Raw genomic sequence first — 13,511 nt, 5'->3', positions numbered from 1 at the left:
CCGCTGCGCGGCACCCTGGGCTCCGCCCAGACCCGCTCCTCAAACGCCGGAGGGGCTGGATCGCCGAGGCGCGGCTGCCGGGGCAGTGCCCCGGCAGCCGGCCCCGTAGGGGCCACCGCGCCCACCCCCGGCAACCGCTACGCGAAGACCACCGTGCGGGCGCCGTTCAGCAGGACGCGGTGCTCGCTGTGCCACTTCACCGCGCGCGCGAGCGCCTGGCACTCCACGTCGCGCCCGACCGCCACCAGCTGGTCCGGGGTCACCTCGTGGCCCACCCGCTCGACCTCCTGCTCGATGATCGGCCCCTCGTCGAGGTCGGCCGTCACGTAGTGCGCGGTCGCGCCGATCAGCTTCACGCCCCGCGCGTGTGCCTGGTGGTACGGCTTCGCGCCCTTGAAGCTCGGCAGGAACGAGTGGTGGATGTTGATGATCCGCCCGCTCAGTTCCTTGCACAGGGTGTCCGACAGCACCTGCATGTACCGCGCGAGCACCACCAGCTGCACGTTCTCGGCGCGGACGAGTTCCAGCAGCTCCGCCTCCGCCGCCGCCTTCGTGTCCTTGGTCACCGGGATGTGCACGAACGGCACGTCGTACGAGCCCACCAGCTCGGCGAAGTCGGTGTGGTTGGAGACCACGGCCGCGATCTCGACCGGGAGCGCCCCGATCCGCGCACGGAAGAGCAGGTCGTTCAGGCAGTGGCCGAACTTCGAGACCATGAGGATGATCCGCATGCGCTCGTCGGCGCGGTGGATCTGCCAGTCCATCCGGAACGAGTCGCCGATCGCGGCGAAGCTCGCGCGCAGCTTCTCGACCGTCACCTCGGGCTCGGCCTCGAAGTGCACCCGCATGAAGAAGAGGCCGGTCTCCCGGTCTCCGAACTGCTGGCTGTCCACGATGTTGCAGCCGGTCATGAACAGGTAGCTGGACACGGCGTGCACGATGCCCTGCTTGTCGGGGCAGGACACGGTCAGAACGTACTGGGGCAGGGGCTCGGCTGCGGCCTGGGCCTGGTGCTCGGTGTGCGGGTCGCTCATGACCGCACAGCCTTTCACACCGCGCTGTCACACCGCGCGCGTGAGGATCCTCAGTACTTCGAGCGAGGTCGGGCGCACGTCCGGCTCGTCCCCGTCCGCCGTGGCCATGCGTACGTGGGCCTCGCGCGCGGCGCGCACGGCCTCGGGCCACGCGTGGTGCTCGAGGTAGGCGGAGACGGGTGCGTCGGGGCCGACCTGGTGCATGATCCGGAGCACGCGCAGCACGGCGAGGTCGACCAGGGTCGCCTCCTGCGAGTCGCGGAAGATCGTGCCGACGTACTTCTCGGCGGACCAGCTGTCGAGCCAGGTGTCCTCGACGAGCCGGTACACGGCGTCGGTGACGTCCCCGTACCCTTCGGCGCCGACCAGCCAGGTGTCCTCGTGGAAGGCCGGATCGGAGAGCATGTGCAGCGCCGAGCGCACGTTGCTGCGCCAGCGCCACCACGGCATGTCGTTGAGGGGCATGCCGCCCATGGTGGAGGAGCGGCTGCCCCGGCGGGAAGGGGTCTTCGGACCTTGGGCGAATGTCACGCTTTCGATCGTACGTTCCTGTAAAGCGCGATCTTGAAGCGCCCATACGGGACCACACCCCTGTAATTCACCTTGGTGTCACCCGGTGTTGTGTCCATCTCACTCGTGAGTTACCTCCGGGGCGGAATGGTGCATGGACATGACCAACTCTCGACGCGCTGGATCCTTCTCCCGCACCTTGGTGGCCATGGCGACGGTTGCCTGGCTCGTCGCGGGATGCGGGACGCTCCCCGGGGGCTCGGGGGGCTCCGGGGACACCCTCACCGTCATGACCTTCGCGCCGGAAGGCACGAACGCGACCAACATGCCCGGAATGACCGGCATGGCCAAGGCGTACGAACGCTGGGTGAACTCCAAGGGCGGCATCAACGGGCGCAAGCTCCGCGTCCTGACCTGCAACGAGAAGAACACCGCCAACGGCGCCGCCGAGTGCGCCCGCAAGGCCATCGCGGAAAAGGTCGTGGCCGTAGTCGGCTCCTACAGCCAGCACGGGCGCGCCTTCATGGCGCCGCTGGAGGTGGAGGGCATCCCCTTCATCGGCGGATACGGGGTCTCCTCCGAGGAGTTCCAGTCCACCCTCTCCTACCCCGTCAACGGCGGCCAGCCCGTCCTCATCGCCGGGGCCGGGCACCAGCTGGGCCGCGCCTGCGAGAAGGTCGCGCTGGTCCGGCCCGACACCCTCGTCGGCGACACCCTGCCGGTGCTGCTCAACGCCGGCCTGCGGGCCAACCAGATGGCCGACGCCTCCGACATCCGGGCCGCCGAGGACTCCGCCGACTTCACCCCGCAGGCCCGCGAGGCCCTCGCCAACACCGCCGGGGGCGGCGGTGCCAAGGACAAGGACAAGAACAACGGCTGCGTCACGGCGGTCCTCGGCGAGCGCACCGAGACCTTCTTCGACGCCTTCCGCCGCACCGAACCGCAGCGCAAGAAGCCGCAGATCGCCTCGGTCCTGGGCAGCGTCAGCCAGTCCCTGGTCGACCGCACCGGCGGCAAGGAGAGCCCCTTCGAGGGCGCGTACATCACCAGCTGGTACCCGGTGGCCGCCGATCCGCTCTGGGCGCCGATGAAGAAGGTCATCGCCGACTTCGCCTTCGGCGACGACACCGTCGACGCCGACGACAGCGGTGCGCAGACCACCTGGATCGCGTACACGGTCCTGGAGGAGATCATCAAGGGCTTCAAGAAGGACGAGGACGTCAACGCCCGCAAGGTCGCCCGCGCGCTGAACCAGGCACAGGCGGTCAAGACCGGCGGCCTCACCCCCGACCTGAGCTGGCGCTACCAGGACATGCGCGCCGTCGCCGGCTTCCCCCGCATCGTCAACGGCCGGGTCACCTTCCAGCTCGTCCAGTCCGGCCGCCTCGTGGCGCAGCCGGGCGAGCAGTCCCTGGACATGACCCCGACCCTGGAACAGGCACCCCGGGTCGCGTAGTACGTCCCCTCGGGCCGCCTCTAGTACGTCCCGTCCGGCCGCTGGTGCCCGCCGGGCACCTCGGTGCCGTCGGGGAAGGTGACCGTGGCGAACCACGAGGTGGCCCAGATCTCGATGCGGCCGGGTTCGTGGGCCACCTCGAAGGGGTGGCCGCTCCAGGAGCCGTACGAGGTCACGACGAAGCTCTCGCCGGGCTGCAGCCAGTAGTCCTGGCCGAACGGCTCCAGCCAGAGTTCCAGGAGCTCCGTCCCGCTGTTCAGGACCGGCATCGGGACGGGGTTCTCCAGCTTCTGGATGCCCTCCATGCTGAAGTCGCCCTCGACGGCCTCCATGTTCCGGCTCAGGGTCCCGGTGATCTCCGCGACGGTGAGCGGCGCCGGGCCGTCCTCCGTGGCCGGCTGCTGCGGTTTGCCGCCGAACAGCCGGTGCCACAGCGATATCCGGCTCACAGCTGCGACTTGTCCCGCTTGGTGAGTCCGTACTTGGCCGCGATGTTGTTCCACAGGGTCGCGGCCTGTTCCTTGGCCTTCGTCGCCTCGCCGCTCGACTTGTTGCCGTCGGAGGCGTGGGACGAGTTCTTGGCCTTGCCGTCCTTGCACTTGTCGTCGTCGACGTCGTCCGCCCAGGCGGCGTAGCTGTTGTCGGCGTCGGCGGAGGCCTGCCAGGCCTTGGTGAGGGCGGCGGTCAGGCGGGCGTTGTCCGGGAGCTGGTCCACCTTCAGCTCCTGGAGGCGGGTGATCAGCTCCTCGCGCTGGCGGGCCGCGTCGCGCAGGTCGGAGGCGGCCTGGTCGAGGTTCTTGCAGCCCTTGATGTCGTCCACGGCCTTGATCACCGAGGCCCTGCTGTCGTTGCTGTCCGCGAGGAGCTTGTCCAGCTGGATCGCCTGCGGCTTGCCCGGGTCGACGGGGGCCTCGGCGGCCCCCGCCTTGCCGCCGGAGGCGGTGGGCGCCGGCGCCACCGCGCCGGGGTCGTTGTTCTGCGGCTTGCCGTCGCCGAGCAGCGAGCCGACGCCGAGCCCGACGACGACCAGGCCGATGACCACCGCGGCGATGATCCCGGGCGAGATCCTGCGGGCCGGCTCCTCCTGCGGGGGCGGGGCGTACTGCTGCTGCGGCTGGTACTGGTACTGCTGCTGATGCGCGTGCGGCGGCACGGGGCCCTGCGCACGCGGCGGGTGGGGCCGCGGCGGCGGCCGGCGCAGCACCGGCTCCTGGATGGGCGGGAGCTGCTGGGTGTTCCCGGCCTCCTCGCCGCGGAACAGCCCGTCGAACCCGTCGGCGGGGCCGGCGGGCACGGGCGGGATGTACTGGGTGGCGGCCTCGTCGTGCGCGGGCGCGACGGGGCCGGGCCCCACGGGGCCGGCCGGCACGGGCGGGATGTACTGCGTCGCGGCTTCGTCGTGCGCGGGCGGGACGGGGCCGGGCCCTGTCGGCACCGGAGCCACGTACTGCGTGGCGGCCTCGTGATGCGCGGGCGCCGGCGCGGCCGCCCCACCGGGCCCCGGGCCGCCTCCCGGCACCGGAGCCATGTACTGCGTCGCCGCCTCGTGATGCCCGGGAGCCGCCGGGGCCGCGGGAGCCGCCGGGGCCCCCGGCACCGGCGGGACGTACGGCGCCGCCGCCCCACCGGGCCCCGGGCCGCCTCCCGGCACCGGAGCCATGTACTGCGTCGCCGCCTCGTGATGCCCGGGGGCAGCGGCAGCCGCCGGGGCCCCCGGTACGGGCGGGATGTACTGGGTCTGGGCCTCCGGCAGCGGCGGATAGCCGTAGCCGTGCGGGTCGCCCGGCCCCTCGTACCCGGGCCCCACGACGTGGCCGGGCGCCGCTGCCTGCGGCTCGGGGTAGGCCTGCGGATAGCCGTACGCCGGCCCGCCCGGCTCCTGCGGCGGGTAGGCCGGATGACCGGACGCCTGGTCCGGACCCCACGGGGCACCCGACTGGGGGGCACCCCCCTGTCCGTTCTGCGTCACGGGGACTCCTTCTCCGACTCGCCCGAACCCGATCAACCGGCCGCCCACGCTACCCGGTCCCCCCTCACCCCCGGCAGCCCCATCCGGCCACACGTGCCCGACGGGCCCGGTCGGGGGACGGCACGTCATCCGGCACGGTCGAAGCGGAAGGCCGTCCGGCCCATTCCCCGTGCGGCCCGCGGCGGGCCGGGCAGACATCGCCCGTACCCGTCCGGCAAGGAGGCCGCGTTGTCACGACCACGAGTCAGTGAAGGACCGCTGAGCACGAGCAGCCGCAGGAGGCGACGGAACCCGTGGAACCGCCTGCGACAGGCACTCCTGCCGGCCGTCACAGCCGTCCTGACCTGCGTACTTCCGGCGGCGGCCACCAACGGGACGGTGTGGACGACCCTGGCTCCGCTGCCCGCGGCCCGGGACTTCCTGGGGGCGGCGGCCGCACCCTGCCCGCCGGGCCAGACCGGCACCTGCGTCTACGCCATGGGCGGCCGTGATGCCCTCGGCAACGCCACGACCCCCAGCTCGGTCTCGGGCAGGGCGGAGTCGTTCAACCGGCTCACCAATGCATGGTCGACCGTCCGCCCGATGCCCACGCCCCGCTGGGGCTTCGGGACGGCGAGCGCTCCCTGTCCGCCGGGCCAGACGGGCACCTGCGTGTACACCGTCGGCGGATACACGGCCTTCGCCCTCACGGGGCCGGACGTCCCCGTCGCCACAGTGGAGTCGTACAACCCCGTCACCAACGCCTGGAGCACGGTCGCCGCGCTGCCCGCACCGCGGGGATCGCTCGCGGCGGCGGCCGCACCCTGCCCGCCGGGCCAGACCGGCACCTGCGTGTACGCCGTGGGCGGCGCCGACGGCACCGGCACCCCGCTGGGGCAGGTCCACTCGTACAACCCCGTCACCAACGCCTGGAGCCAGCCCGCTCCGCTGCCCACCCCCCGGCTCGGCCTCGCCGCGGCGGCCTCGACGTGCCCGCCGGGCCAGACCGGCTTCTGCGTGTACGCCATGGGCGGGGTCGACGGCACCGGCACCATCCAGGCGACCGTCCGCTCCTACAACCCGGCCACCAACGCGTGGAGTCCGGTGGAGCCCCTGCCCACCGGCCGGTACCTGCTCGCGGCGGCGGCCGCGCCCTGCCCGCCGGGCCAGACCGGCACGTGTGTGTACACGGTCGGCGGCCGGAGCGGCCCCGGCTTCAACACCACGGGCGCGGTGGAGTCGTACAACCCCGTCACCAACGCCTGGACGACGCTGCCCGCGCTTCCGACGGCGCGTTCGCACCTGGCGGCCGCGGCCATGCAGTGTCCGCCCGGGCAGGGCGCCACGTGCGTGTACGCCACGGGTGGCAGCTCGCCGACCGGTCTGCAGAGCACGGTCGACGCCCTGGACCCGCCCCTGGACGAGCCCGCCGGTGACCGGGCCGTCGGCGGCCGGGTCACCGGCGGGGCCTCGGGTCCGTGAGGGGAGGCCGCGGCGGGCGGGGATCAGTACACGTGGCCCACGTGTGCGAGCGCCTGCTTGAGCAGCACCCCCTGCCCGCCCGGCATCTCGCCCTGCAGGGCCGCGGAGCCGGCCTCCTGCGGGCTGAACCAGACCAGGTCCAGCGCGTCCTGCCGGGGGCGGCAGTCCCCGGTCACCGGCACGATGTAGGCCAGGGACACGGCGTGCTGGCGCGGGTCGTGGTACTGGGTGATGCCCGCCGTGGGGAAGTACTCGGCGACCGTGAAGGGCTGGAGGGAGGCCGGGACGCGCGGCAGCGCCACCGGTCCGAGGTCCTTCTCCAGGTTGCGCAGCAGCGCGTCACGGATCCGCTCGTGGTGCAGGACGCGGCCGGACACCAGGGTCCGGCTGACCGTTCCGTCCGGGCCGATGCGCAGCAACAGCCCGATATCGGTGACTTCGCCGCTGGCGTCCACGCGCACGGGTACGGCCTCGACGTACAGGATCGGCATCCGGGCCCTGGCTGTTTCCAGCTCGTCCGCGGACAGCCAGCCGGACGCGGTTTCAGTCATGTCAGACATTGCTTGATCATAATTTCCAACGGGCCGGCCCACAGGAGTCATGGCCGCCCGGATATGCGTGGTCCATACATCCTGTGGGCACCTGCCGCGCGTGCCGTGGCGCCCGGGCGGCGCCTCGGGCCTGTCGTCAAACTCCCGTCTGCCCCTAGGGGGTGCCCGGCGGATCATGGCCGGGCCCGGCCCGCCTGGCACCCCTAGGCAACCCGCGCCGCGGAGTCCAGCCGCGCCGTGAACTCCCGTACCGCCGCCTCGTCCCGGTAGGGGTCCACCCGCATCCGGAAGTCCTCCAGGTACTCCGCGCCGCGGTTCGAGCGGAGCCCCGCCAGCAGCTCCGCCGCCTGCGCGGCCGTCTGGCAGGCCTGCTCCACCTCGCGCTGCTGCACCCGCGCCGCCGCCAGCAGCAGCATCCCGATGGCCCGGCGCCGCGCCTTGCCCGCGGGGAGCCCCCGCAGCGCCTCCTCGGCGCGCTTGGCCGCCGCGTCCCCGTGCCCCAGGTCCCGGTGGCAGTGCGCGAGCTCGTCCGCGAGGTACGCCTGGTCGAAGTGGCCGATCCACAGCGGGTCGTCGCCCGACTCCGGCTCGGCCCGCTCCAGCGCGGTCACCGCCCGCGAGGACAGCACGGCGGTCGCCCGGGAGTCCCCCAGCAGCGCGTGCCCGCGCGCCTCGGCGGCGTAGAACATGGCCTCCACCCGCGGGGTGACCTGCCCGCGCGTCCCCTCCTGCGCGGCCCGCGCGAGCTGTGCGATCTCCCGCGGGTTGCCCAGTTCGGCGGCGAGGTGGCTCATCGACGCCGCCAGTACGTAGCCCCCGTACGCGCGGTCCCCGGCGGCCTGGGCGAGGCGCAGCGCCTGGATGTAGTAGCGCTGCGCGAGCCCCGGCTGGCCGGTGTCGACCGCCATGTAGCCGGCCAGCTCCGTCAGCCGGGCCACCGCCGCGAACAGCGCCCGGCCCACCGGCTCCCGGTAGGAGCCGCCGATCAGCCCGGACACCACCGAGTTCAGGTAGTGCACCACCACCGGCCGCACGTGCCCGCTGCCGAAGCGGTGGTCGAGGTCCTTGAGGGCCTCGGTGGTCGCCCGTACGGCCTCGACGTCGGACATCCCGACGCGCGAGCCGCCGCTGCGGGCCACCTGCGAATCGGCGCCGGTGATCAGCCAGTCGCGGCTGGGCTCGACCAGTGCGGAGGCGGCCACGCTGGAGCCGGCGAGGAAGTCGCGGCGGCCGACGTCGCTGCGCCACAGCTCGCAGACCTGCTCGATCGCTCCGATGACGGTCGGGGAGAACTGCAGGCCGACGCCCGAGGCGAGGTTCTTGCCGTTGGCCATGCCGATCTCGTCGATGGTGACGGTGCGGCCGAGTTTGCGCCCGAGGGCCTCGGCGATGATCCCGGGGGCCCGGCCGCGCGGCTGCTGGCCGCGCAGCCAGCGGGCCACGGAGGTCTTGTCGTAGCGGAGGTCGAGACCGTGTTCGGCCCCGCACATGTTGACGCGCCGGGCGAGCCCGGCGTTCGAGCACCCGGCTTCCTGGATGAGCGCCTGCAGCCGTTCGTTCGGCTGGCGGGCGACGAGAGGCCTGGCTGCCATGAAAACCCCCTGAGGCCGCGGGTGATCGTTGGAATGATCACTTCCCGCCTGATGTGCGGAGAATCTTCCGCTCTGCGTCGTGTCGCTACCCAACTCCGGCGCCCCGGGCTCCTACGCGCCCCCACGCGTGCACCGATGCGCCCCGCATGCAGGATCGATGCTCCGCCCGCAGGCCGGTTTACGCCCGTAACCCCGGGTGACCCGGGGAGTTGTGATGGGCGTGGAAGAGACCATCGGAGTCACGGAGACCGCGCCCATCCCCAAGCAGCGGGGCGAACTGCTGCTGGACCATGCCGTGCGGTACGCGGAAGAACGGCACTGGGACGTCTTCGCCGGCACCTGGCTGGAGCCCGCGGACGGCCGGGAGCTGTGCTCCTGCGGGGCGGCGGACTGCGAGGCGCCCGGCGCGCACCCCGCGGTGAAGGACTGGGCGTCGCACGCCACCGGAAGCGCGGTGCAGGTCCGGCGGATCTGGGCGCGGCAGCCGGAGGCCTCGATCCTGATGCCGACCGGCCGCACCTTCGACGCGCTGGACGTGCCGGACTCGGCCGGGTTCCTGGCGCTGGCACGGCTGGAGCGGATGCAGCGCACGATCGGGCCGGTCACCCTGACGCCCGACCACCGGATGCTGTTCTTCGTGCTGCCGGGGGCCGGGGCGAAGGTCGCCGACCTGGTGCGCAAGTCGGGCTGGTCGCCGTCCGGGCTGGACCTGGTCGCACGGGGCGAGGGCGAGTACGTGGCCGCGCCGCCCACCCGCTTCGGCGGCCGGGGCTCGGTGCAGTGGGCGCGGCGGCCCACGCCGGCGAACCGGTGGCTGCCGGACACCGAGGAGCTGATCGACGCGCTGGCGTACGCCTGCGGCAGCGAGGCGGCCGCGGAGCGCAGGCGCCGCCAGGGGTGACGTCTCCCGGCGGCGCAGCACCTGCGATTCCGCCCGGGGAACTCATGACATAAGTAACTGCTCAGCCCCCTCCCCCTCCTCCTATGGTGAGGAACGAACGACCAGTACGACCAGTACGACCAAACGGGGACGCGGAGAGAGGCAGGCGCACATGCCGGACCAGGCAGATGCGACGGGCGGGACGTACGGGACGGACGGTGCGCGATCCGCGCCGTCCGCCGTGCGGGTGGAAGGTCTGTGGAAGCGCTTCGGGGACCAGGTGGCCGTCTCCGGCATCGACCTGGAGCTGCCCGCAGGCAAGTTCATCGGCCTCGTCGGCCCCAACGGCGCGGGCAAGACGACGACGCTGTCGATGGTGACGGGCCTGCTGCGCCCGGACATGGGGCGGGTCTTCGTCGCCGGCCACGACGTGTGGGCGGACCCGGCCGAGGTGAAGTCGCGGATCGGCGTCCTGCCGGAGGGGCTGCGCCTCTTCGAGCGGCTGTCGGGGTGGGAACTGCTCGGCTACATGGGCCGGCTGCGGGGGCTGCCGGGCGAGGAGACCGACAAGCGGGCGACGCAGCTGCTGGAGGTCCTCGACCTCGCGGGCTCGCAGCACAAGCTGGTCGTGGACTACTCGACGGGCATGCGCAAGAAGATCGGCCTGGCGGCCGCGCTGCTGCACAACCCCGAAGTGCTGTTCCTGGACGAGCCGTTCGAGGGCGTGGACCCGGTGTCCGCGCAGACCATCCGCGGGGTGCTGGAACGTTACACCTCGTCCGGCGCCACCGTCGTCTTCTCCTCCCACGTGATGGAGCTCGTCGAGTCGCTGTGCGACTGGGTGGCCGTGATGGCCGCCGGCCGGATCCGCGCCTCGGGCACGCTGGCCGACGTACGGGGCTCCGCGCCCTCCCTGCAGGCCGCGTTCCTCGAACTGGTCGGCGCGCACGGGCGCGACGCGGCCGGGGATGCGCTGGACTGGCTCGGCGGCGGCGCGGGCCCGGCCGTCGGCTCCGGCCTGGCTCCCGGCTCCGGCTCGGGGGCGGGCTCCGGATCGGCCTCCGGCTCGGGGACGGCCTCGCGATGACCGCCGCCACCGCATCCGCCACATCCGCCTCTCCCGGGACTCCCGGCTCTCCCAGCGCACCGGTACCGCTGACGCCGATCTTCATCCGGATCAAGCTGTCCCTGCTGCGCAACGGCCTGAAGGGCAACTCGAAGCGCAAGGCCGCCTGGTTCGGCACCCTGGCCTTCACCCTCGTGGTCGGCTTCTTCGTCACCCTCGGCCTGGCCCTGCTGCGCGGCAACGCCCACGCGGGCACGGTCGTGGTCCTGCTCTCCGCGATCATCGCGCTCGGCTGGGCCTTCATGCCGCTGTTCTTCCCGACCGGCGACGAGACCCTCGACCCGAGCCGGTTGGTCATGCTGCCGCTGCGCCCGCGGCCGCTCGTACGGGCCCTCCTCGCCTCCTCCCTGATCGGTATCGGCCCCCTGTTCACGCTGTGCCTGGCCATCGGCTCGGTCGCGGCGGTCGCACGGGGCGGCGCGGGATTCGCCGCCGCCGTCCTCGCCGTCCCCCTCCTGATCCTCGGCTGCGTGGCCCTGGCCCGCGCGGTGGCCACGGCGAACGTGCGGCTGCTGACCAGCCGCAAGGGGCGCGACCTGGCCCTGCTCAGCGGTCTGCTCATCGCGCTGGGCGGGCAGCTGGTCAACTTCGCCAGCCAGCGCCTGTTCCAGTCGGGCGGGCTCGTCCAGCTGGAGCCGGCGGAGGCGGTCGTGCGGTGGCTGCCTCCCGCGACGGCCGTCGGCATGGTGGACTCCGCGAGCGAGGGCTCGTACGGCATCGCCGCGGCCCAGCTCGCCCTGACCCTGGCGGCGCTCGCCGGGCTGCTGTGGTTCTGGGAGCGCAGCCTGACCAAGCTGATGGTCACCCCGGACGGCTCGACCATCGCGGCCGCCAAGCCCGAGAAGGACCGCGGCACCGGCCGCGGGTTCTGGTCCCTCCTCCCGGGCGGGCGCACGGGTGCGGCGATGCAGCGCACGCTGCGCTACGTCGTACGCGACCCCAAGACGAAGTCGGCCTGGGTGACGGCACTGGCGATCGGCGTGATCGTCCCGGTCTTCAACGCCCTCCAGGGCACCGGCTCCGTCTACCTCTCCTGCTTCGGCGCGGGCATGCTGGGCGTGCAGATGTACAACCAGTTCGGGCAGGACACCTCCGCGTTCTGGATGGTCGCCCAGACCATCTCCACCCCGCGCGACGCGTACGTGGAGCTGCGCGCCCGCGCCGGCGCGATGGCCCTGGTCACCGTCCCCTACACGATCGTGGTCGCGGCGGTCACGGCCGCCCTGGTCGGCAACTGGGCCGGCTTCCCGGCCGCGCTCGGCCTGTCCCTGGGCCTGCTGGGCTCGATGCTCTGCACGGGCGCCCTGGCCTCGGCGCGCTTCCCGTACTCGATCCCGTCGGACGGCGCCTTCAAGAACGTCGCCCCGGGCCAGGCGGGACTCGCCTGGAGCGGCATCTTCGGCGGACTGCTCGCCTCGGCGCTGATCAGCTCCCCGGTGATCGCCCTGACGGTCTGGGCCGCCGTCACGGACCAGCAGTCCCTCGGCTGGCTCCTGCTCCCGGTGGGCGTCGCCTGGGGCACCCTGGCCACCTGGGCGGGCCTGCGCATCTCGGCCCCGACGGTGGCCCGGAAGCTTCCGGAGATCCTCCAGGCGGTCAGCAAGGGCTGACCCGCCGCCCGACGACGCTCAGGGCCGGTCTCCGCTCCCCCCGGGGAACGGAGACCGGCCCTTCGCGCTCCGTCAGGAGGCGTCGGCCCTGATTCCCTCCAGGAAGGGCTCCAGGGCAGCGCGCCAGGCGGCCGGCTGGTCGTAGTGGAGGTAGTGGCCCGCGTCGGGGATCTCGGCGTACTGGCCGGCCGGGAGGACACGGACCATTTCCTGGGCCTCCGCGCGGCCGAGCTCGCCGTCGAGGCCGCGGACCACCAGGGTCGGGCAGCGGACCTGGGCCAGCTCCTCCCAGTGCGCGTCGTGGACCCACGTCTCACGGGCCGTCAGCATCTGGCTGCGGGAGAACAGGGGGCGCCAGCCGTCCGGGGCCTCGTGCATCACCTCGGCGAAGAAGGCGCCGCGGCCGGGGTCGGGGCGTTCCACTCGGGGGTCGTCCTCGCCGAACCAGCGGCGGGCCGCATCCTGCGTGGGGAAGGGCAGGGGCCAGCGGGTGAACCAGTCCTCCCACTCCCGCTGCGAGGCTTCGCCGAGGGCCGAGGCGCGCATGTCGCAGATGACCAGGGCTTCGACCAGGTCCGGGCGGCGGGCGGCGAGCTGCCAGGCGGTGAGGGCGCCCATGGAGTGGCCGATCAGGGTGACGGGCGCGAGTCCGAGCTGCTCGACGGCGGCCTCGGCGTCGGCCACGAAGGCCTCGCGCCCCAGGGAGGTGTGCGGCGCGGGGCCGCTGCGCGGGCGCTCGCTCTGGCCGTGCCCCCGCTGGTCCAGCGCCACGACGCGGCGGCGTTCGCCGAGCCAGCGGGCGGTGGAGGCCCAGTGGAAGGCGCGGCCCATCAGGCCGTGCAGTAACAGCACGCCCGGCCGGGGGTCAGCCTCGGCGGCCGGTTCGCGGAACTCCCAGGCGGCCAGGCGCACGCCATCGGCCCCTGTCACATCGATGCGCTGTACCACCGCAGATGCACCCCCTTCGCTCCCGGCCAGACTATCGAACCCGCATTCGAAAACGGACTTCTCGCCGACAACACCGCTCTTTCGAGTGACCTTGCTCAAGGATTGGCCGCCGCTGCCGATGGAGATCCTTTCAACAGGGAGGCGGGCCGCTCGGGGAAGACGGTCCGAAGGGGAAGACCTTGAGAGCTCGGGGCTCCAGGTCACCAGGGGAGGATCGGTCCCGGCGCCGCGAGGCGCCGGGACCGTCCACACACAGCACACCACACCATGCACCAGCCGCCGGCGTCAGCGCTTCGGCATCACCACATCGGCGTCAGCCACGGTGGACGCCGGCCCGGCGCGCAGTGCCGGTGCACATCGCCCGGCACGCAGCG

The 13,511-nt window shown here is 73.0% G+C and carries 12 protein-coding genes; 5 read left to right on the top strand and 7 right to left on the bottom strand.

Annotation, left to right across the window (positions count from 1 at the left end):
- Positions 1-137: 137 nt before the first annotated feature.
- Both purU and ACIGFK_RS29390 read right to left on the bottom strand, forming a co-directional pair.
- Positions 138-1,034, bottom strand: coding sequence for a formyltetrahydrofolate deformylase (gene purU / locus ACIGFK_RS29395; RefSeq protein ID WP_376661152.1), 897 nt, complete (start codon positions 1,032-1,034; stop codon positions 138-140).
- 27 nt (positions 1,035-1,061) lie between these two features.
- Positions 1,062-1,508, bottom strand: a complete 447-nt coding sequence (locus tag ACIGFK_RS29390; RefSeq protein ID WP_376661162.1) for a hypothetical protein — start codon at positions 1,506-1,508, stop codon at positions 1,062-1,064.
- 196 nt (positions 1,509-1,704) lie between these two features.
- On the opposite strand from ACIGFK_RS29390, the gene ACIGFK_RS29385 reads away from it, so the two are divergent.
- Positions 1,705-3,000, top strand: coding sequence for an ABC transporter substrate-binding protein (locus ACIGFK_RS29385; protein WP_376661153.1), 1,296 nt, complete (start codon positions 1,705-1,707; stop codon positions 2,998-3,000).
- A 20-nt stretch (positions 3,001-3,020) separates the two neighbouring features.
- On the opposite strand, the gene ACIGFK_RS29380 is transcribed toward ACIGFK_RS29385, so the two are convergent.
- A complete protein-coding gene (locus ACIGFK_RS29380; RefSeq protein ID WP_376661154.1) occupies positions 3,021-3,449 on the bottom strand; it encodes a hypothetical protein in 429 nt (142 codons plus the stop codon).
- Positions 3,446-4,969: a hypothetical protein gene (locus ACIGFK_RS29375; RefSeq protein ID WP_400054237.1), complete on the bottom strand. Its 1,524-nt coding sequence runs from the start codon at positions 4,967-4,969 to the stop codon at positions 3,446-3,448. The genes ACIGFK_RS29380 and ACIGFK_RS29375 overlap by 4 nt, the downstream gene beginning before the upstream one ends.
- A 228-nt stretch (positions 4,970-5,197) precedes the next feature.
- On the opposite strand from ACIGFK_RS29375, the gene ACIGFK_RS29370 reads away from it, so the two are divergent.
- Positions 5,198-6,430, top strand: a complete 1,233-nt coding sequence (locus tag ACIGFK_RS29370; RefSeq protein ID WP_400054236.1) for a Kelch repeat-containing protein — start codon at positions 5,198-5,200, stop codon at positions 6,428-6,430.
- Between the two features lie 23 nt (positions 6,431-6,453).
- Here ACIGFK_RS29370 and ACIGFK_RS29365 read toward each other — a convergent pair whose 3' ends face one another.
- Positions 6,454-6,981, bottom strand: coding sequence for an NUDIX hydrolase family protein (locus tag ACIGFK_RS29365; protein WP_376661163.1), 528 nt, complete (start codon positions 6,979-6,981; stop codon positions 6,454-6,456).
- A gap of 203 nt (positions 6,982-7,184) precedes the next feature.
- Positions 7,185-8,573, bottom strand: coding sequence for a transcriptional regulator (locus tag ACIGFK_RS29360; protein WP_376661157.1), 1,389 nt, complete (start codon positions 8,571-8,573; stop codon positions 7,185-7,187).
- Between the two features lie 214 nt (positions 8,574-8,787).
- On the opposite strand from ACIGFK_RS29360, the gene ACIGFK_RS29355 reads away from it, so the two are divergent.
- The 3 genes from ACIGFK_RS29355 to ACIGFK_RS29345 all read left to right on the top strand — a co-directional run bounded on the left by ACIGFK_RS29355 (position 8,788) and on the right by ACIGFK_RS29345 (position 12,189).
- Complete coding sequence (locus tag ACIGFK_RS29355; protein ID WP_376661158.1) at positions 8,788-9,474, top strand: bifunctional DNA primase/polymerase; 687 nt, start codon at positions 8,788-8,790, stop codon at positions 9,472-9,474.
- 151 nt (positions 9,475-9,625) lie between these two features.
- Positions 9,626-10,540 (top strand): ABC transporter ATP-binding protein, encoded by a 915-nt coding sequence (locus ACIGFK_RS29350; protein WP_400054233.1) that lies wholly within the window; start codon positions 9,626-9,628, stop codon positions 10,538-10,540.
- Positions 10,537-12,189, top strand: a complete 1,653-nt coding sequence (locus tag ACIGFK_RS29345) for a transporter (protein ID WP_386471220.1) — start codon at positions 10,537-10,539, stop codon at positions 12,187-12,189. The genes ACIGFK_RS29350 and ACIGFK_RS29345 overlap by 4 nt, the downstream gene beginning before the upstream one ends.
- A gap of 72 nt (positions 12,190-12,261) precedes the next feature.
- Here the strand turns inward: ACIGFK_RS29345 and ACIGFK_RS29340 are convergent, their stop codons facing one another.
- Positions 12,262-13,137 carry an alpha/beta fold hydrolase gene (locus tag ACIGFK_RS29340; protein ID WP_376661161.1) on the bottom strand — a complete coding sequence of 292 codons (876 nt, stop codon included), beginning with the start codon at positions 13,135-13,137 and terminating at the stop codon, positions 12,262-12,264.
- Between the last annotated feature and the right edge of the window lie 374 nt (positions 13,138-13,511).

It is taken from the genome of Streptomyces sp. NPDC085524 (assembly GCF_044541755.1).
Classification (GTDB): domain Bacteria; phylum Actinomycetota; class Actinomycetes; order Streptomycetales; family Streptomycetaceae; genus Streptomyces.
Note: the sequence above shows the minus strand (reverse complement) of the source record. Positions and strands in the feature narration are given on the sequence as shown.

Excerpts from the sequence above, each read along its gene's own strand:
- purU (WP_376661152.1), bottom strand. The coding sequence starts at position 1,034 with ATGAGCGACCCGCACACCGAGCACCAGGCCCAGGCCGCAGCCGAGCCC.
- ACIGFK_RS29345 (WP_386471220.1), top strand. The coding sequence starts at position 10,537 with ATGACCGCCGCCACCGCATCCGCCACATCCGCCTCTCCCGGGACTCCC.
- ACIGFK_RS29390 (WP_376661162.1), bottom strand. The coding sequence starts at position 1,508 with ATGGGCGGCATGCCCCTCAACGACATGCCGTGGTGGCGCTGGCGCAGC.
- ACIGFK_RS29355 (WP_376661158.1), top strand. The coding sequence starts at position 8,788 with ATGGGCGTGGAAGAGACCATCGGAGTCACGGAGACCGCGCCCATCCCC.
- ACIGFK_RS29350 (WP_400054233.1), top strand. The coding sequence starts at position 9,626 with ATGCCGGACCAGGCAGATGCGACGGGCGGGACGTACGGGACGGACGGT.
- ACIGFK_RS29385 (WP_376661153.1), top strand. The coding sequence starts at position 1,705 with ATGACCAACTCTCGACGCGCTGGATCCTTCTCCCGCACCTTGGTGGCC.
- ACIGFK_RS29360 (WP_376661157.1), bottom strand. The coding sequence starts at position 8,573 with ATGGCAGCCAGGCCTCTCGTCGCCCGCCAGCCGAACGAACGGCTGCAG.
- ACIGFK_RS29365 (WP_376661163.1), bottom strand. The coding sequence starts at position 6,981 with ATGACTGAAACCGCGTCCGGCTGGCTGTCCGCGGACGAGCTGGAAACA.